Origin of the sequence: Cohnella fermenti (genome assembly GCF_004801405.1) — a bacterium.
Lineage (GTDB): Bacteria > Bacillota > Bacilli > Paenibacillales > Paenibacillaceae > Cohnella > Cohnella fermenti.
This window is the reverse complement of the sequence record NZ_SSOB01000005.1, coordinates 124,962-144,004: the sequence shown is the minus strand read 5'-3', so window position 1 is coordinate 144,004 and position 19,043 is coordinate 124,962. Positions and strand designations below refer to the sequence as shown.

14 protein-coding genes are annotated in these 19,043 nt (G+C 62.1%); 12 read left to right on the top strand and 2 right to left on the bottom strand.

What is annotated here, in order from left to right; genetic code table 11:
* Window positions 1–12 precede the first annotated feature (12 nt).
* The 3 genes from E6C55_RS05435 to E6C55_RS05425 all read left to right on the top strand — a co-directional run bounded on the left by E6C55_RS05435 (window position 13) and on the right by E6C55_RS05425 (window position 3,829).
* Entirely contained in the window at window positions 13–1,017 is a 1,005-nt protein-coding gene (locus E6C55_RS05435) for a carbohydrate ABC transporter permease (protein ID WP_211093526.1), read from the top strand.
* 148 nt (window positions 1,018–1,165) lie between these two features.
* Entirely contained in the window at window positions 1,166–2,584 is a 1,419-nt protein-coding gene (locus E6C55_RS05430; RefSeq protein WP_168735472.1) for an ABC transporter substrate-binding protein, read from the top strand.
* Between the two features lie 153 nt (window positions 2,585–2,737).
* Entirely contained in the window at window positions 2,738–3,829 is a 1,092-nt protein-coding gene (locus tag E6C55_RS05425) for an isocitrate/isopropylmalate dehydrogenase family protein (RefSeq protein WP_136368775.1), read from the top strand.
* Window positions 3,830–3,857: 28 nt separating this feature from the next.
* On the opposite strand, the gene cysK is transcribed toward E6C55_RS05425, so the two are convergent.
* A complete protein-coding gene (cysK, locus tag E6C55_RS05420; protein ID WP_136368774.1) occupies window positions 3,858–4,799 on the bottom strand; it encodes a cysteine synthase A in 942 nt (313 codons plus the stop codon).
* Window positions 4,800–4,827: 28 nt separating this feature from the next.
* Window positions 4,828–6,180, bottom strand: coding sequence for an LLM class flavin-dependent oxidoreductase (locus E6C55_RS05415; RefSeq protein WP_136368773.1), 1,353 nt, complete (start codon window positions 6,178–6,180; stop codon window positions 4,828–4,830).
* Window positions 6,181–6,949: 769 nt separating this feature from the next.
* Between E6C55_RS05415 and E6C55_RS05410 the strand changes: the two genes are divergently transcribed.
* The 9 genes from E6C55_RS05410 to E6C55_RS05375 all read left to right on the top strand — a co-directional run bounded on the left by E6C55_RS05410 (window position 6,950) and on the right by E6C55_RS05375 (window position 19,001).
* Window positions 6,950–7,975, top strand: coding sequence for an aldo/keto reductase (locus E6C55_RS05410; protein ID WP_136368772.1), 1,026 nt, complete (start codon window positions 6,950–6,952; stop codon window positions 7,973–7,975).
* A gap of 127 nt (window positions 7,976–8,102) precedes the next feature.
* Window positions 8,103–9,938, top strand: coding sequence for an ABC transporter ATP-binding protein (locus E6C55_RS05405; protein WP_136368771.1), 1,836 nt, complete (start codon window positions 8,103–8,105; stop codon window positions 9,936–9,938).
* 27 nt (window positions 9,939–9,965) lie between these two features.
* Window positions 9,966–11,729, top strand: a complete 1,764-nt coding sequence (locus E6C55_RS05400; protein WP_136368770.1) for an ABC transporter ATP-binding protein — start codon at window positions 9,966–9,968, stop codon at window positions 11,727–11,729.
* Between the two features lie 7 nt (window positions 11,730–11,736).
* A complete protein-coding gene (locus tag E6C55_RS05395) occupies window positions 11,737–13,575 on the top strand; it encodes an ABC transporter ATP-binding protein (protein WP_407923687.1) in 1,839 nt (612 codons plus the stop codon).
* A gap of 436 nt (window positions 13,576–14,011) precedes the next feature.
* Window positions 14,012–14,155 (top strand): hypothetical protein, encoded by a 144-nt coding sequence (locus E6C55_RS33670; RefSeq protein WP_168735471.1) that lies wholly within the window; start codon window positions 14,012–14,014, stop codon window positions 14,153–14,155.
* Window positions 14,156–14,205: 50 nt separating this feature from the next.
* The gene (locus tag E6C55_RS05390) at window positions 14,206–15,843 is read left to right on the top strand and encodes a helix-turn-helix domain-containing protein (RefSeq protein WP_136368768.1); all 1,638 of its coding nucleotides are present in this window, start codon (window positions 14,206–14,208) and stop codon (window positions 15,841–15,843) included.
* Between the two features lie 90 nt (window positions 15,844–15,933).
* Window positions 15,934–16,980 (top strand): ABC transporter substrate-binding protein, encoded by a 1,047-nt coding sequence (locus E6C55_RS34555; RefSeq protein ID WP_230986552.1) that lies wholly within the window; start codon window positions 15,934–15,936, stop codon window positions 16,978–16,980.
* Window positions 16,977–17,969: a FecCD family ABC transporter permease gene (locus E6C55_RS05380; protein WP_230986551.1), complete on the top strand. Its 993-nt coding sequence runs from the start codon at window positions 16,977–16,979 to the stop codon at window positions 17,967–17,969. The genes E6C55_RS34555 and E6C55_RS05380 overlap by 4 nt, the downstream gene beginning before the upstream one ends.
* Entirely contained in the window at window positions 17,970–19,001 is a 1,032-nt protein-coding gene (locus E6C55_RS05375; protein WP_136368765.1) for a FecCD family ABC transporter permease, read from the top strand.
* Window positions 19,002–19,043 lie beyond the last annotated feature (42 nt).

Here is a 19,043-nt window from a genome sequence, read left to right as displayed (position 1 = left end):
GGAGAGAACGCTATGGCCAAGACAGCGAGGGAGCTGCTGGAACGATTGCCGGTCGGCCGATCGGCTTCGCCGGAGCGTTGGCGCAAGGCGGCTTCGGCGAGTCTGCGGATGCTCCAGCGGATCAGGTACCGGCTCGTCGGACGCGAGATCGATCAGGGAATTGTGTTCAAGACCGTGATCTATATCATTCTGATCAATGTCGCGTTTATTTACCTGAAGCCGATTCTGTACATGGCGACAACGATGATCAAGGACGCGAAGAACATTCTCGATCCGACGGTCATCTGGGTGCCCAAGTCGCTCTACCTCGGTCATCTCAAGACGGCAATCGATTATTTGTCCTATGGGAAAAGCCTGCTGCTCAGCTTCGTGATCGCGGGAGGAGTCTCCGCGCTCCAGGTGTTCTCCTGTGCGGTTGCGGGGTACGCGTTCGCTCGGCTCGACTTCCCGTTGAAGCGATTCTGGGGCACGATGCTGCTGTTTACCTTCATCATGCCGCCGCAGGTCGTCATTCTTCCGACCATCATGATGTTCAAGAGCCTCGGGCTGATGGATACCGTGTGGCCGATGATTCTGCCGGCGCTGTTCGGACACGGCCTCAAGGGGGCGATGTTCGTCATCATCTACCGCTCGTTCTTCTCTACGCTGCCGAAGGAGCTGGACGAAGCGGCGCGCATCGACGGGGCGAGCGCGTTCAAGCTGTTCTTCCGCGTCATGCTGCCGTTGTCGCGTTCGGTTATCGTTGTCGTCGTGCTGTTCGCCTTCGTCTGGAATTGGAACGACTTCTACTTGCCGTCGATCTTCATGTTTACCTCCCACGATGTGCCGCTGTCGATCGCGCTTGCCCGGGAGGCCGCGGAGATGAAGCTCGACGAAGGCGCGGGCGTGATGACGGTCTACGGAGAAGCGATCAAGATGGCGTCGTCGTTCCTGATTATTTTCCCGCTGCTGATCGTTTACTTCTTCGCGCAGCGCTGGTTCATCGAAGGCGTCGAGCGAACGGGACTGGTGGAATAGGCATGTCGCGGCCGCTTGGATCGCGAAGGGAGGTGAGCGCCATGCATCGGTTGACGGCGCACAGCTGCCGCGACTGTTGATTCGGACGGCTGGAACGGCACGGGAACAATGAACAAGTATGGTCATAAACAAGCAAAGGAAAGGTGACATGAACATGAAATCCGCCAAATTATCGATCGCCGCACTGCTGGCGATTGTCCTGCTCGCCGGCTGCGGCAGCGGGAACACCAACAAGCAAGGGGCAGCCGGCTCGGACTCCGGGAGCGGAGCGTCGGCTTCGCCCGCAGCCGCCTCGGGATCGGCAGCCGCGTCTGCGGAACCGGCCTCCTACAAGAAGCTGGGCGACGAGCCGCTGACCCTGACGTTCTACAGCACAAGCGGAACGTTCCCGGATGTGGAATTCAATACGTTGATTGCCGATCCCATCCATGCCAAGTATCCGAACGTGACGATCGAACGGATTACGCCGGCCGCGAATACGACCAATGAAGAAGTGCTGTCCACGTACACGCCGGACATTATTTATTCCTCCTCCTCCTCGCACGCGAATATCATTCGGACGGGCGTCTACGAGGACCTGCGCCCGTATATCGAGAAGTTTGGCTTCGATACGTCGCGGATCAAGCCGATTCTGTGGAACTACGCACAGGAGCTTACGAAGGGCAAGGGAGACCAGATCTGGATCATTCCGTTTAACGCCAACCAGCACGTGCTGTACTACAACAAGGATATTTTCGACAAGTTCGGCGTGCCGTACCCGACCGATGAGCAGCAGACCTGGGACGACGTGATCGAGATTGCGAAGAAGCTGACGCGCACGGTCAACGGCGTTCACTATGTCGGCCTCGCTGTCGACAACCTGAGCGGCCTGGCCAAGGGGCTCGGCCTGTCGATTACGGACCGGACGGAAGGCAATTCCACGCTGTCGAGCGATCCGGGCTGGCTGCGGACGTTCGAGCTGCAGAAGAAGATTCTGGAGATTCCCGGCTATGTAGGTCCCGACAACTTCTGGAACTATGGCCGCGATCAATTCATGAAGGACCAGACGATTGCGATGCGCGCCTCCTGGCTCGCCAACATGGTCGGCCCGCTGGAGGAGCTGCGCCAGCAGGGCGTCGAATTCAACTGGGATATCGCGCCGGTGCCGAACTTCGAGGACCAGCTTGGCGTGACGCGCGAAGCGCAGGTGCACTCGCTGTCGATCAACAAGAACTCGCCGCATAAGGACGAGGCGTTCCAGGTCATCGCCGAGATTCTGTCCGACGAGGGTCAGCTTATTCTGTCCCGCAACGGCCGCGTGCCGGCTGTCGTCAACCCGGCTCTGGAAGCGGAGTACGGCACGGAGATTCCGGTGCTGCAAGGCAAGAAGGTGCAGAACGTGTTCGTGGGCGAGCCGCTGCAGGAGCACTATACGAGCGCTTACGATCTGGGCGTATCGAGTGCGCTGACCGATGCGGCGGAGGGGCTTGCCATCGGCGGGCTCGACGTCAACACCGCATTGCGGAATGCGGAAGAGGCGATCAACCAGAAGGCCGAATCGCTTCGCAGCACGCTCGGCGCTCCTTGACGCAAGGGAGATTCAAGAAGGCGCGGGAGATTTCGCGGGAGATTAAGGAAGCAAGATGAAGGCAAGTCTCGTCAGGAAGGCCGGCGCCGGATGGCCCGGTCTTGCCGTCTTGCCGGCATGTGCCGGGGACTATTGAAGGGGAGGGGACAAGCAATGAGCGGAAGCGGCAAATATCGGCTTGGAGTTCTGTACGGAGACGGCATCGGTCCGGAGATCGTCGCGGCCGCGTGGCGGGCGCTGCGGGCGGCGGAGCGGGCCGGCGGGGTCGAGCTGTTCGACCCGGTGGAGCTGCCGATGGGGCTTGGCGCCATTCGCGAGCATGGCTCGGCGCTGCCGCAGCGGACGAAGGACGAGCTGGGCAACTGCCACGGCTGGCTGATGGGGCCGCACGATTCGGCCTCTTATCCGGCGGAGCATCGGGCGGCGACGAATCCGAGCGGCGAGCTGCGGAAGCGGTTCGACCTGTACGCGAACATTCGGCCGAGCCGCACGCTGCAAGGCGTGCGCGGCGTGGCCAAGGACGCCGATCTGGTCATCTTCCGGGAGAACACGGAGGAGTTCTATCCCGACCGCAACCTGGTCGCGGGCTCGGGAGAATGGCAGGTAACGCCGGACGTCGTCGTGACGGCCGGCGTATTCACCCGGCGGGCGGCGGAGCGGATCGCCCACGCAGCCTTCCGGGCCGCCGAGCGGCGGCGCGGGCTCGTATCGATCGTGCACAAGGCGAACGTAATCAAGCTCGGCAGCGGGCTGTTCCTGCGGACGTGCCTTGAGGTGGCGGAGCAGTATCCGCATGTGCGCGTCAACGATTATCACGTCGACGCGGCCGCCGCCCGGCTTGTGCGCAGCGCCGGGGAATTCGACGTGATCGTCACGACGAATCTGTTCGGCGACATTCTGTCCGATCTGGCCGGCGAATTGACCGGCAGCCTGGGCTTGTCGCCGTCGATCAACGCCGGGGACGACATCGCCATGGCGCAGGCGGCGCACGGCTCCGCGCCGGATATCGCCGGGCAGGACAAAGCCAACCCAGTCGGCATGCTGCTGTCTGCAGCCATGCTGGCGGATTGGCTCGGCGCGAAGCACGGGGACAGCCGCCTGACCGGGATCGGTCGGCGGCTGGACGGCGCGGTCGCGGCCGCATTGGCCGCCGGCGTCGCGACGGCGGATCTGGGCGGCGCGGCCACGACCGGGCAGTTCGCCCAGGCGGTTATCGCGAGGCTGGAGGCGGCGCACGGCGGCTGAACGCCGCCGTCGCTTCTCCCCCGTCGCCTCAAATAATCTCGCCCGGGTACAGCTCCGTGGACAGATAGCGCTCTCCCGTGTCGGGCAGCAGGACAACAATCGTTCGGCCGGCATTCTCCGGCCGGTTCGCCACTTGGACGGCCGCGAACGCGGCAGCGCCGGAGGAGACGCCGACGACAAGCCCCTCGTTCTTGGCGAGCAGCCTCGTCGTCTCCAGCGCGTCCTGGTCGCTCACCCGGATAATCTCGTCGACGGTCTGGCGATGGAAGTTGTCCGGCGTGAAGCCCGGGCCGATGCCCTGAATCTTATGCGGCCCCTTGACGCCGCCGGACAGCACGGGAGACGCGTCCGGCTCGACGGCGACGATTCTCGTCTCCGGCTTGCGCGCCTTCAGCACTTCGCCTACGCCGGTAATCGTGCCCCCGGTGCCGACGCCGCCGACGAAGATGTCGATCTCGCCGTCCGTGTCGCGCCAGATCTCCTCCGCGGTCGTTCGGCGGTGAATCTCCGGGTTGGCCGGATTCTTGAACTGCTGCGGGATAAACGAATTCGGGATCTGCGCGGCAAGCTGCTCGGCCTTGGCGATGGCGCCGGAGATGCCTTCCGTCCCCGGGGTAAGCACCAGCTCGGCGCCCAGCGCCAGGAGCAGCTTGCGCCGTTCGACGCTGAACGTCTCCGGCAAGACGATGATCAGCTTGTAGCCGAGCGCCGCGGCGGAGAAGGCGAGCCCGATGCCGGTGTTGCCGCTGGTCGGTTCGATGATGACCGTCGAGCGGTCGATAAGGCCCCGCTCCTCCGCGTCGCGGATCATGGCGAAGCCGATCCGGTCCTTGACGCTGCCGGCCGGATTGAAGTACTCGAGCTTGGCGATCAGCCGCGCTCCGACGTTAAGCTCGCGGTTGAAGTTGCGCAGCTCCAGCAGCGGGGTATTGCCGATCAGTTCGGTTAGATTAAGGGCGATTTTGGCCATGGCGGCACTCTCCTGTTCATGGGGGGATTTAATTCGCAGAGGCGATGCCGGATGCCGCCGAAGCGGAGAAGCGATTGGCGGGAACGGCCAGTCCGAGGTTCTCGCGCAGCGTCGCTCCTTCGTATGCGGTGCGGAAGCGGCCGCGGTTCTGCAGTTCGGGCACAACCTTGTCGATAAACGAATCCAGTCCTTCCGGGTAAATCGGCGGCATCAGATTAAATCCGTCCGCGCCCTGCTCGTCGAGCCATTGCTCGATGACGTCGGCCACCTCGATCGGCGTGCCGGTGAAGGTCAGGTGTCCGCGCGCGGCGGACAGCCGGTTGACGACTTGCCGCAGCGTCAGATTGGCATCGCTGCGCAGCATGTCAAGGATGAGCTGATGGCGGCTTTTGCTCCCGTTCACGTCTTCAATTCCTTTGGGATTCAGAATCTCCGGTACCGGAGCGTCGAGCGGATAACCGGTCAGGTCGATGCCGAACCGCTCGGAGAGCGCGGCGATATGGCGGTCGATGTCGTGGAACGAGTTCAACTCGTCTTCAAGTTCCTGAGCTTCCGCTCTGGTGTCGCCGATGATCGGGCTGAAGCCGGGCAGAATGAGAATCTGATCGGGGGTGCGGCCGTAGCGGGCGAGCCTTCCCTTGACATCGGCATAGAACGCCTTGCCTTCGGCAAGCGTCGGCTGTGCGGTGAATACCACTTCCGCGGTCTGCGCGGCCAGCTCCTTGCCGCTCTCCGACGAGCCGGCCTGCACGAGCACCGGGTAGCCCTGCGGCGGGCGGGGGATGTTAAGCGGCCCTTTGACCTTGTATACCTTGCCCTCGTAATTAATCTCGTGAAGTTTGCTGTCGTCGAACTGGATGCCCTTGGCCTTGTCGAAGACAAGCGCGTCCTCCTCCCAGCTGTCCCACAACTGCTTGGTCACTTCGACGAACTCCTCCGCCCAGCGATAACGTTCGGAATGCTCCAGATGCGATTGCTTGCCGAAGTTAAATGCCGTCTCGTCGGTGTGGCCGGTCACGATGTTCCAGCCGGAGCGGCCGCCGCTGATTCTGTCGAGCGAAGCGAACTTGCGGGCGACGTGGAACGGCTCGTTGTACGTCGTTCCGACCGTGCCGATCAGGCCGAGGTTCGTCGTGACCGCCGCAAGGGCGGACAGCAGCGTGAACGGCTCCAGCCGCCGGCCGGTGCCGACATAGCCGTCGGCCATGAAGACGGAATCGAGCAGCCCGCGCTCGGCGGTCAGCGCCAGCCGCTTGTAATAGTCGAACTGGAACGTCAGCTCCGGCGTTGTGCTCGGATGCCGCCACGCTGCGGCGTGGTGTCCTGCGGCCCGCAGGAAGACGTTGAAGTGCGCTTGTTTTGTGTCTTGCGAGGAGCTCATTGGACGTTGCCTCTTTTCTGGTTTATTGGGGGCTGGTTTGCTTGCCGAACGAATGCTATCCCCCTTCCGGATGCTTATGCCTCTTCTCCCGTCGGCTCAGGAATCCGCCCTTGCGGATCATGCGGCCTTCATGCGCCAACCTTTTCTTGCCGAACCTCTTGCCTCCATTCCTGTTCATGCTGCTTGGCGGCGCGGATCGACGGAGCGCAACCGCCTGGAAGCGGCTTGACCACCGCGAACCGTCGACCATGCGGACCACCGCCAACCGTCGACCATCGCCGTGCCCCCGACCGCTGCCGGGTTTTCCATGCTCATCCCTGATTCTGAGCGAGCGGGAGAAGAGGCATAATGCCGGCAGAGGGGATGTGACGCTGGGGGAGGGGGATCGGCGGCAGCAAGCAACAAAAAAAAGGAGCGTGCCGTCGGTTCGCACGTCTCCAGAAGTCTGGTGGACCATATAAACAAATTCCTAGCGGAATAATAACGTTAATGTATCACCGTTTGCCCGGATCGTCAATCCGGGCGTCAATCCGGACGGATCGTCAATCGGTTCGGCGCCGGCTGAGTATCCCATTCGACACGGAATCGATTGACAACGGGAATCCGCCCATGCTATAGTCGATGACACGATAGCATTGTTAATGTATCGGGATTATATGGATTAATTATCATGGATCGACCGGTAAACCGGAGATGCGGTGTATTCTCGCTTCGCCGGTTTTTTTGCGTCCATCTAATCCTACATTGGGGAAAAAGGAGTGTATCGATCATGAGTATTGCGATTAAACGGTTGGGAAGAACGGGGCTGAAGGTGTCGGAGGTTGCGCTCGGAACGATGGCGTTCGGGCGTTGGATCGACGAGCGGAAGTCGGCGGAGGTGCTGGATGCGGCGCTGGACGCCGGAATTACGCTGCTCGATACGGCCGATGTGTACGGCAAGGGAAGCGATCGCGGCAATCCGCTCGAGGGCGGCCAGTCGGAGACGATTCTGGGCAATCTGCTCGGGGCGCGGCGCCGCAATATCATTCTCGCCACCAAGGTTCACGGCCGTGTCGGCAACGGTCCGAACGACCAAGGCCAGAGCCGCTACCACATCATTCGGGCGGTCGAAGACAGCCTTCGCCGACTGAAGACGGATTACATCGATCTGTACCAGGTGCACCGGTTCGACAGCGAGACGCCGCTGGAGGAATCGCTGCGCGCGCTGGACGATCTCGTTCGCCAGGGCAAGGTGCGATACATCGGCGCGTCCAACTTCGCCGCCTGGCAGCTTGCCAAAGCGCACGGCATCTCCGCGCTGCTGAACCTCCACCGGTACGAGAGCGTGCAGCCGGAGTACAGCCTTATCGCCCGCGAAGCCGAACGGGAACTGCTGCCGTTCGCCAAGTCGGAGGGCGTGGGCGTTATCGTCTACAGCCCGCTCGGCCGCGGCCTGCTGACCGGCAAGTACCGCTTCAACGCCGAGCCTCCGGCCGGAACGCGCGGCGCGGCCGGCGAAGCGCGCATCAAGCCGCTGCTGGAGAACGAGCGCAACTTCCGCATCGTGGAAGGGCTGAAGCCGATTGCCGAACGCAAGGGCTGGACGCTGGCCCAGCTCGCGCTCACCTGGGTGCTCAGCCAGCAAGCCGTTACCTCGGCGATTCTCGGCGCTTCGAGTCCGGAGCATGTGACGGAATCCGTCGCCCGGGCGGGCGAGAAGCTGAGCGCGGAGGAGCTGGCCGAGATCGACGCGATTACGGGCGAAGCCGCATCGGCCCTGCCGTCGCTGCAGGAGACGGCAGCCGCCCGCGGGTAACGAGCCTTCTGCCGCATTATCGCTATGCTGCTGCCCATACCGCCTGGGCGTTCGCTTCTCCCCGGGCGGTATTTGCTCTGCGAACATAGGAGGGAGAAGAAGCACGATTCGGGAAAGCAGGGGTGGAATGAGCGACAATTATTCATCGAACGGAGCGTTCCGTCCCGGCAGAGGGATGGGAATGGGGAGATTCGGAACCGGCGAGAAGGTCAAGCCGGCGAGCGTCGCCGGCATGTTCGGGCGAATCTACGAGCATGCGCGCAGGGAGTGGCCCGCCATTGCCGCGGCGATCGGCTGCGTCATCGCCATCTCCTTGCTGGAATTTATCGTTCCCCAGCTCACGAAGTATACGATCGACCGTCTGATTCCGGAGCGGCGGCTCGGCGAATTGATCTATATCGGGGGCGGCGTGCTCGGTGCGGCCGTCGCTCTCGGCGCATTGAATTACGTCAGCTCGTCGCTGATGGCGTCGATCGGGCAGAAGGTGCTGTACAAGTTCCGGAACGATCTGTACCGGCATATGCAGAGCCTCGACGTCAGCTTCTTCGACCGTAACCGCACGGGAGATCTGATGTCGCGCGTGACGAATGACGTCAGCATCCTGCAGCAGATGATCTCTTCGAGCATGATGCAGTTGTTCACGGACTTCTTCACCTTCGGGGCCATCGCGCTTTATATGCTGTGGATCGATTGGCGGCTGACGCTGCTGCTGCTGGCCACGTTCCCGTTTATGATTCTGACGACAAGGCTGTTCGGCAGGCGGATGCGCTCTTCCTTCCGCAAGGTGCAGGAGTCGGTGGCGGACGTGAGCGATCATCTGCACAATTCGCTTACCGGCATCCGGCTGATCAAGTCGTTCACGGCCGAGGATTACGAGTCGGAGCGCTTCTCCGAGCGGGCGCGCAGGAATATGGACGCCAACATTCGGGTCGTTCGGCTGCGGGCGGCTTACGAGCCGATCATCGACTTGCTGAACTTCCTCGGCCTCGCGATCGTGCTCGTATTCGGCGCCTGGCTGGCGATCAACGGCGAGATGACGATCGGCACGATCGTCGCCTTCCTCTCTTACTTGCGGCTGTTGCAGAACCCGATCCGTCATGTCAGCCGCATCATCAACACGATCCAGCAATCGGCGGCGGCGCACGAGCGCATCATGGAAGTGATGAACACGAAGGCGGACATCGTGGAGAAGGACAATGCCGACACGCTGCCGCCGGTGCGGGGCCATATCGTCTTCCGCGACGTGGAATTCGGCTACTCGCGCGAGGCGGAGGTGCTGTCGCGATTTAATCTGGAGCTGGAAGCGGGGCAAGTCACCGCGCTTGTCGGTTCGTCGGGTTCGGGCAAAACAACGATTGCGCACCTGATCCCGAGGTTCTACGATCCGCAGGCAGGAGAGATCGAGATCGACGGCTATTCGCTGAAGGACGTCACGATCGCTTCGCTGCGGGAACAGATCGGCATCGTCTCGCAGGAGATCGTGCTGTTTAACGGGACGATCGGCGAGAACATCCGTTACGGCAATACCAACGCGACGGAGGAGGAGGTGGCTGCCGCGGCGAGGGCGGCGAATGCGGCTGCGTTCATCGAGGCGTTCCCGGGCGGCTACGACACCCAGATCGGGGAGCGCGGCGTCCGGCTGTCCGGCGGCCAGAAGCAGCGAATCTCGATTGCGCGGGCATTATTAAAAAATCCGCGAATCGTCATTCTCGACGAAGCGACCGCTTCGCTGGACACCGAATCGGAGCAGCACATTCAGGAAGCTCTGGCGCTGCTGCTTAAAGGCCGCACCTGCCTTGTGATCGCCCATCGCCTGTCGACGATTCGGCAAGCGGATCGCATCTACGTGCTGGAGCAAGGCCGAATCGCGGAGAGCGGCTCGCACGACGAGCTGCTGCAGCGGCGGGGGCGCTACAGCCAATTGTACGAGATGCAGTTCCCCCAACCGGGACCGGCCATCTGATCTATCGACGGAACGGGAGGGATAACCTTGAAGTCTCAGCGTCTATTGGCCGATTTTTTCCGCAAGACGTGGCCGATCTACGTTCTCTCATTATCGCTGCACTTGACTTCCAACCTGATCAATGTGTATTTTCCCCGCGTGCTTGGCCAATTCACCGATAAGCTGCAGGCAGGCGAGCTGACGCGACCGCTTGTCGTCGACTACAGCCTGCTGCTGCTGGCGATCGGCATCGGAACCGTGCTGTTTAACGGCGGCGCGATGTATCTGGTCATGTACGTCGGCCGCAAGTTCGAGTTCGTGGTCCGCGGGAGGCTGTTCCGGCACTTCACGCAGATGAGCGAACGCTTCTATGCGGGCAACGGGGTCGGCAAGCTGCTCAGCTACTTCATGAACGATGTGACGGCGGTGCGGGAATCGATCTCGATGGGCTTCAACTCGACGGCCAACGCGACCATGCTGCTGCTCGCGGCCGTGGCGATGATGATCGTCGGCGGAATTCCCTATTATCTGATCGCCGCCTCCGTCTTGCCGCTGCTGCTCATTCCGGCGATTGTCGTCTACCTCGGACCGGCGATCCGGAATCGGTCGCTCGAGGTGCAGGAGGCGCTCGGGACGATGACGGAGACGGCGGAGGAGCAGTTCGGCGGCGTGCGCGTCACGAAGAAGTTCGCGGCAGAGGAAGTGATGGAGCAACGGTTCGGCCGCACCGTCGACCGCATCCGCGCCAAGCAGCTCCGGCTTGTGCGGGTGTCTTCGTGCTTCCAGGCGCTCGTTCCGTTCCTCGGCACGATTGCGCTTATTGCCGCGCTGGCGTTCGGCGGGTATCTGACGATTGCGGGCACGATCACGCTGGGCAGCTTCGTCGCGCTGACCTTGTACGTTCGGATGCTGATGAACCCGCTGCAGCAAATCGGCAATGTCATCAACACGATCCAGCGGGCGCGCGCGTCGCTCGAGCGGCTGAACGAGCTGCTCTCGCAGCGCTCGGATATCGTCGAGGCGGACGACGCCCAAGCGGTCGAGCTGACGAATGCCGCCATCCGCATCGATAATCTGACGTTCGCTTACGGTCCTTCGTCCCATCCCGCGCTCCGCAATATTCATCTGACGGTTCGCCCGGGGCAGACGCTCGGCATCATCGGCCGAACGGGCAGCGGCAAAACAACGCTGATGAAGCTGCTGCTTCGCACGTACGACCCGCCTCCCGGCACGATTCGGTACGGGGATGCGGACGTGCGCGCGATTGCGCTCGAGAGCCTCCGCGGCGGCATCGCTTACGTGCCGCAGGACGGCTTCCTGTTCAGCACGACGATTCGGGACAACATCGCCTTCTATCGGCGCGAAGAGCCGCTGGACAGCGTGGAGGCCGCCGCCCGCAGCGCGCAGATCTACGACAACATCGCGGAGCTGCCGGATCGGTTCGAGACGCGGCTCGGCGAACGCGGGCTGACGCTGTCCGGCGGCCAACGGCAGCGCACCAGCCTCGCTCGCGGCATCATCAAGAACGCGCCGATCCTCATTCTCGACGACAGCGTCAGCGCGGTCGATGCGGTCACGGAGCAACATATTATCGAAGAGATTCGCAGAGAACGGAAGGGGAGGACGACGATCATCATCGCGCACCGCATCAGCGCCATCCGCCACGCGGACATGATCGTTGTGCTCGACGGCGGCGTCATTACGCAGCGGGGAACGCACGCGGAGCTGTTGAAGCAGGGCGGCCTCTATGCGGAGCTGTACGCCATTCAAGAGGAGGGGAATTCCCATGCGTCCGCCGCAGGCCATTCATAATTGGCAGATGGATCAGAAGGCGGACCTGAACCTGCCGGAACAGAAGCCGCAATACGTATCGGCCTTCCGGGCGCTCTCCGGGTATTGCCGGGAGCACCTGCTCGGATTTATCGGCGTGCTTGTCTGCACGGTTGTCGCGATTCTGTCCGAGCTGCTGCAGCCTTATCTGATGAAGATTGCGATCGACGACAATCTGCTCGCGGGGAGGAACGATTACGGCGGGCTGCTGGTCATCTGCGCGATTTATTTGGGCTTGTCGCTGTCGAGCTTCGCCTTCGCGTATGTGCAGAACAACCTGCTGCAGCACATCGGGCAGAACATCGTCTCGAGCATTCGCAAGCGGCTGTTCGGCCACATTCTGAAGCAATCGATGAGCTACTTCGACCGGATGTCGAGCGGCAGCCTCATTACGCACGTATCGAGCGACACCGAGGCGTTGAACCAACTGTTCAACCAGGTGCTGCTCAGCCTGTTCCGCGACGGCCTTACGCTTCTGTTTATTCTCGTCATGCTGTTCCAGCTCGACACAACGCTGGCTCTGTACTGCCTGATTCTGCTGCCCGTCATCTCGCTTATCGCGATCGCCTTCCGATCGTTTATGCGCACGACCTACCAGCTCGCCCGCACCCGATTGTCAAGAATGGTAGCCTTCGTGGCCGAAAATTTATCCGGAATGAGCCTGATTCAGGTCTTCCACCAGCAGAAGGAGCAGGAGCGGCAGTTCGACGAACGGAATGGGCTGTACTTCAAGGCGAACCTGCGAGAGATTCGAACGAACGTTGTGTTCGGCCGTACGTTCGATATTTTAAGCAACCTGTCGATTGCCTGCGTGACATGGCTCGGCGGCATGGCGGTACTCGGCAAAAACCTGGAGTTCGGCGTGCTGTATGCGTTCATTACGTATATTCGTCAGTTTTTCCAACCAATCAACACCATTACCCAGCAGTGGAACACGCTGCAATCCGCCACGGTCGCGATCTCGCGCATCTGGACGGTGCTGGACAGCAAGCCGGATGTGGAGGACAAGGAGGCTGCGGAGGGGGACGCGGCGAAGCCGGAATTCGGGACGGAATCGAGGCGGGAGCGGGAGCTGGAGTTTGCGCGGGCGCGTGGGCAGATCGACTTCCGCAATATCTCGTTCTCGTACGAGGAAGGCCTTCCGATCCTTCGCAACCTGAATCTGCACATTGCTCCGGGCGAACAGATCGGCGTCGTCGGCTCGACCGGCGCGGGCAAGAGCTCGCTGATCAGCCTGCTGTGCCGGTTCTACGACGTCAACGAGGGCAGCATTCGCATCGACGGGACGGACGTGCGGGATATTCCGCAGGCCAAGCTGCACCGGATGGTCGGCCTCGTTCAGCAGGAGCCGTACCTGTATTCGGGAAGCATCATCGACAACATTCGCATGTTCGACGAGACGATCTCCCGCGAGGAAGCGATCGCCGCTTGCGAGTTCGTCGGCGCGGACGCGATGATCCGCAAGCTGGAGAGAGGGTACGATACGCTGTTGTCGGAGAGAGGCAGCGGCTTGTCCGCCGGGGAACGCCAATTGGTCTCGTTCGCGAGAATTATCGTGTTCAAGCCGCAGGTGCTTATCCTTGACGAGGCGAGCGCCAATCTGGACTCCCATACGGAACAACTGATCCAGCGGGCGCTGCATATCGTCTCGCAGAACCGGACAACGATCGTCATCGCGCACCGGCTGTCGACGATCCGGCAAGCGGACCGCATTATCGTGATGAGCGCCGGGCAGATCGTCGAGCAAGGCACGCACGAGCAATTGCTGCGGCAGGGCGGGCACTATCGCAAGCTGTACGAGTATTCGCAGCGGCATGTGGCGGTGTAGGGTCGTCATCCGAACATCTATATTAGAAGGAACGGGGCTGTTCCCGAAGTCGCGGACTTCGGGACGGCCTTTTGTGCGCCGGGTGCCGGATTTTATGTGAAAATTCGCATTCGTGCGGCTCGGTGGCGGGCAAGTTGGACGATTCTATGCGAAAAATCGCATACATGGCGGAAATTCGGGGGCGAAATGCCGGATGTATGCGAAAAACCGCATTCATGGCGAAATTTCGGGATCGAGGCGCCGCATATATGTTAAAAACCGCATAAAACGCTTCGATTGCCTCCGATCCAAGCTGATGAATGTGAAAAATCGCATAAAATCGCAATAGTGGCCGGCTCGGGGGGCGGAGGACATCGCGGGGGATCGGAGGATCGGAGGAGGTAGGGGAGTGAGGGATCGGAGAATCGGAGGATCGGAGGATCGGAGGAGGTAGGGAGTGAGGGATCGGAGGATCGGAGGATCGGAGGAGGCGGGGGAGTGGAAAGAGTGGGGGAGCGGAGCAGACTGCGCGGAGAAAAAGCCGGTGCGCAAGAAGGCGGGGGGCTCGCTGGACAGCGGGGCGGTTTTTTTCTATAGTTGATTGAGAATCATTATCATGTATGATTATGCTGCCCGGGAGAGAATGCTGCCATGAACCCTATCATCTACCAACTGAGACAGGCGCGGATTATTGCGGACAGCGGAACGAAGGGGCCGGTCTCGTTCAGGTTCGACTCGCCGGCGCTGCTGGTGCCGTCGTCGGACATCGTCGTCCGAGCGGCGGATTCCGTCCGCCGGGCGGGCGCGGGGAAGTTTGTTCTGCTTCGGGATTCGGAGACGGAATGGACGATCGAGGCGGAGGGCGAAGCGGGCTTCGGGCCGCTGCATGTCGTCCAGTTCGAGAGCTACCGTCAGACGGAGCAGGCGGAAGACCGCTTGGTGTATCGGATCTGGCGCGATTCCCTGCCGCCAGGCGGAAGCGTCATGGAGTTCCCTCGCCAGGCGATGCCGCTTCTCCTTCATTTAATAGAAGAAACGAGGCTCGCCGTGTCCCTTCAGGCCGCTCCGCGCCTGAATCTGCTGCTGGACGAGCTGATGCACAGCGTGCTGGTCGTCAATATTTACTCGGCCATCTTCCCCACCAAGGACCCCGCGATCGAACAGGCGATTGCCCATATCCACCTCCATTACGGAGCTTCGCTTACCCGCTCCTCGATGGCGGAGCTGTGCGGCTTCAACCCGAGCTACTTCTCTTCGCTGTTCCGCAAGGAGACGGGCTGGGGCTTCAACGAATACCTCAACCGGATTCGGCTGGACGAGGCGAAGCGGCTGCTGCTCGGGACGGAGGATACGCTGCAGGACATCGCGCTTAAGACAGGCTTCTCGGACGGCGCCTATCTGGCGAAGTCGTTCAAGAAGGCGGTTGGCCTCTCGGCAAGCGAGTTCCGGCGGGGCAGACGGCCCGAGCGGGTCGCGGCCATGCAATTCATCGGGGCGGCGCTGGCTCTGGGCGTCAAGCCGGTCGCGGTTGTGCGCGACACGCATCGGGTGTCCGCCTTGCTGTGGGAAGACTTATGCGGCACGGCCGTCATGGAGGAGCTGCATTCCATCGAGACATTAAAGCCGCAGCAGCCGGAAGTGATCGTCGCGCCGACGTACTTCTACAACTTCCCGGAGACGCTTCGGGAGCTGGAGAAGATCGCGCCGGTTCTGATGCTCGATTGGGGGGCGATGGACAAGCTTGAGGAAGTGCGGGCGCTCGGGCGGTTGCTCGGACGGACCGGGGAAGCCGAGAGCTGGATCGCCGCCATTCGCCTCAAGGCCGAGAGGGCAAGACGGGCGATCTCGGCCTTCGTGAAGCCGCACGAGACGGCGGCCATCTACGAGCTGAGCTACAACGACAGTTGGCTCATTCCGTATCGCACCGTCCGCTCCGCATACGGCCTGTACGAGCTGCTCGGGATGACACCTCCCGAGCGGGTGCGGGAAGAAGGGACCGCCCGCGGCAAGCATCTGTTCGTTCAGGAGCCGGAGCTGCCCGCCTACGCCGCATCGCATATGTTCGTCATCGTTCCGGACGACGACACGGAAGCGGCGAGAGTCAAGCTGATGTCGCGCGGCGTCTGGCAGAGGTTCTACCGGGAGGGGAGGGCGATTCATCTGATCCGTCTGAAGGATTTCTGGATGGATGACGGCGTCTCCCTGGACCGGCAGCTCGATATTCTGGCGAATTTCCTTGCGGAAGGGCAGCGGCTCTCGTCGGACCCAACAATTTTCCCGGTTGGATAACCAACGGATGAACGTCGACGCCTGCGGAAGACCCCCATTATAATAGGTTTTGTCCTACGACAATGAGAATCATTATTAATGGAGGGTCTTATGAAAAACAAGCATGCACAACGAATCGTCTTCGCTCTGCTCCTGACATTCACGCTGCTCCTGGCGGCTTGCGGCAACAATGCGGCGAACAATAACGCAGCCGAATCCGCCGGCACAGGCGAGTCCGCTGCGGCGGCCACGGCTTCCGCTGCGGGCAGCGCCGCGAACGGCTCCGCCACCGATTCGGCCAACGGCGAATCGTCCACCCGCATCATCAAGACGGTCACCGGAGACGTCGAGATTCCGGTTAACCCGCAGCGGGTCGTGACCGACGGCTACTTGCCGAACCTGCTGCTGCTGGGCATCAAGCCGGTAGGATCGACGCAGTGGGACCTGGAGAACAAGGTCATCGCGGACCAGATTGAAGGGATCGAGAATACCGGAGAGAGATCGCTGGAGAAGATGCTGGACCTCGATCCCGATCTGATTATTACCTGGATCAACCCCGCTTCCGACGCCAAAATCATCGAGCAATACGAGAAGATCGCCCCGACGATCGCGATTCCGTACGGGGAATTCAAGGACGTGCACGATGCGGTGAATTACTTCGCCGACATCTTCGGCAAGCAGGACGCCGCGGAGCAGTGGCTCGCGGACTTCGATAAGGACGTGCAGACGGCGCGCGAGCAGATCGGCGGCGTCGTGAAGCCGGAGGATACATTCGCGCTGATGGGCGTGTTCGTTGTGGACAAGGGCTTCTACGTCTACGGGGATGGCAACTATCGCGGCGGCGAAGCGATCTACAAGCAGCTTGGCTTGAACCCTCCGGCCAAGCAGAAGGCGGAGATGATCGGCAAGGAGGAGTATCGTCAGATCTCCTATGAGGTGGTCGGCGATTATGCGGGCGATTATATTTTCCTCGATCAAGGGGATATGATCTCCGAAGTATGGGGCGAAGACGAAGGCGTATGGAAGTCCCTCGACGCCGTCAAGAACAACCGCGTGTTCCAGCTCGATCCGGACCTGTTCTGGGGCAACGATCCGATCTCCCTGCGGCTGCAGGTGCAGGAGCTGGCGCGGATAATTACGGAACGGGCCGGTTCTTGAACCGGGCGGCCGGCGTTATTCTGACGCTTGGCCTTGCCGCGCTGGCGTTCAGCATCGCAGTCTCCGTCTCGCTCGGCGCCGCCGACATCAAGCTTCGGGTCGTAGGGGAAGCGATCTTCCGCTTCGACAAGGAGCTGACGGAGCACCAGGTCATCCGGCAGCTCCGGCTGCCCCGGGTGCTCGGCGCCGCGCTTGTGGGAGCCTGCTTCGCCGTCGCGGGAGCGATTATGCAGGGGATGACCCGCAATCCGCTGGCGGATTCGGGGCTGCTCGGCTTGAATGCGGGCGCCGAATTCGTGCTGGCGGTCATCTTCGCGTTCTACCCCGGAATGGCGTATTCGTCCCTGATCCTGTATTCGTTCCTGGGAGCGGGACTGGGAGCGGGCGTCGTCTACGGGATCGGCTCGATCGCCCGCGGCGGCTTGACCCCCGTCCGGCTCGTACTGGCCGGCGCGGCCTTCAGCGCCCTGCTCGGCGCGCTCAGCCAGGGCATCGCTCTCTATTATCGGGTGGGGCAGGACATCGCCCGGTATTACGGAGGCGGACTGGCCGGGACGACCTGGCAGCAGCTTAAGATCATGGCGCCCTGGCTTGCCGCCGCGCTCGCCTGCGCGATTGTTCTCTCCCGTTCGATTACGCTTCTGAGTATGGGGGATGACGTTGCGCGGGGGCTGGGGTTGCGAACGACAAGGGTCAAGCTGGCCGGCATGCTGATCGTGCTCGTGCTGGCCGGCGCGGCCGTGTCGGTCGCGGGAGCCGTCGGCTTCATCGGCCTGCTTGTTCCCCATCTGACCCGCAAGCTGGTCGGCGTCGATTATCGCTGGATCATTCCGTGCTCGGCCGTCCTCGGCGGGCTGCTCGTCGTGTTGGCGGATCTGGCGGCCCGGACCGTCCATATTCCGTACGAGACGCCGGTCGGCGCACTGATCTCGCTGATCGGGGTTCCCTTCTTCCTGTATCTGGCCCGCCGGGAAAGGAGGGAGCTGTAGATGCAAGCCCTCTCTCCATCTCCGGAGGAACGCCGCAGGCAACGCCGAAGCATCGCGCTGCTTGTCGTCCTCGGAGCGCTTGTGTTCGTTGTGTTCCTGCTTGCCATGAACACGGGCTCGATCCGGCTGTCCCCGCTGCAGGTGCTGCGAACGCTGGCCGGCGAAGGGAACGCCAAGCAGGAGCTTATTCTCTACGAGTTCCGCTTGCCCCGAATCGTTATTGCCGTCCTGATCGGAGCGGGCTTGTCCGTCTCCGGCTGCGTGCTGCAAGGAATCTCCCGCAACGCGCTGGCGGACCCGGGAATTCTCGGGATCAATGCCGGGGCGGGCCTTGCGGTTATGCTCTTCATCTCGTTCTACCCGGGAACGGAGGCCGTGCACGTGTTCGCGCTGCCGGCCTTGGCGCTGGCGGGGGCGCTGCTCACCGCCGCGCTGATCTACTCGCTCGCTTACAAACGCTATGAAGGCTTGTCGCCGACCCGCCTGCTGTTTAACGGAATCGGCGTCGCTTCGGGAATCGGCTCGGCGATGATTCTGCTGACCTTGCGGCTAAGCCCCGAGAAATTCCAGGTTGTCGCGTCGTGGCTGGCGGGCAGCATCTGGGGGACGGATTGGAGGTTCGTGCTCGCTCTGCTTCCCTGGGTTGCGGTTCTGCTGCCCTTCGTGATCTGCAAAGCGCAGACGATGAACGTGCTCGGCCTGGGAGAGCAGACGGCGGCAGGCCTCGGAGTGACCGTGGCGAGGGAGCAATTCAAGCTGCTCCTGGCGGCGGTCGCCCTGGCCGGGTCGTGCGTCGCCGTCAGCGGCGGCATCGGCTTCGTCGGCTTGCTCGGGCCGCATATGGCCAAGCGGTTGGTCGGCTCCAGGCACCAGATTCTGCTGCCGACCGCCGCGCTGCTCGGTTCGCTGCTGGTGCTGGCCGCGGATACGGCGGGGAGATGGATCGTCGCGCCTTCGGAGCTCCCGGCCGGCATCGTCGTCGCCGTGCTCGGCGCTCCGTACTTCCTGTATCTGCTCGCCCGTTCGCGGTGAGCGCGCACCGCATGCATCGGCCCTTGGCGAAGCTCGCCAAGG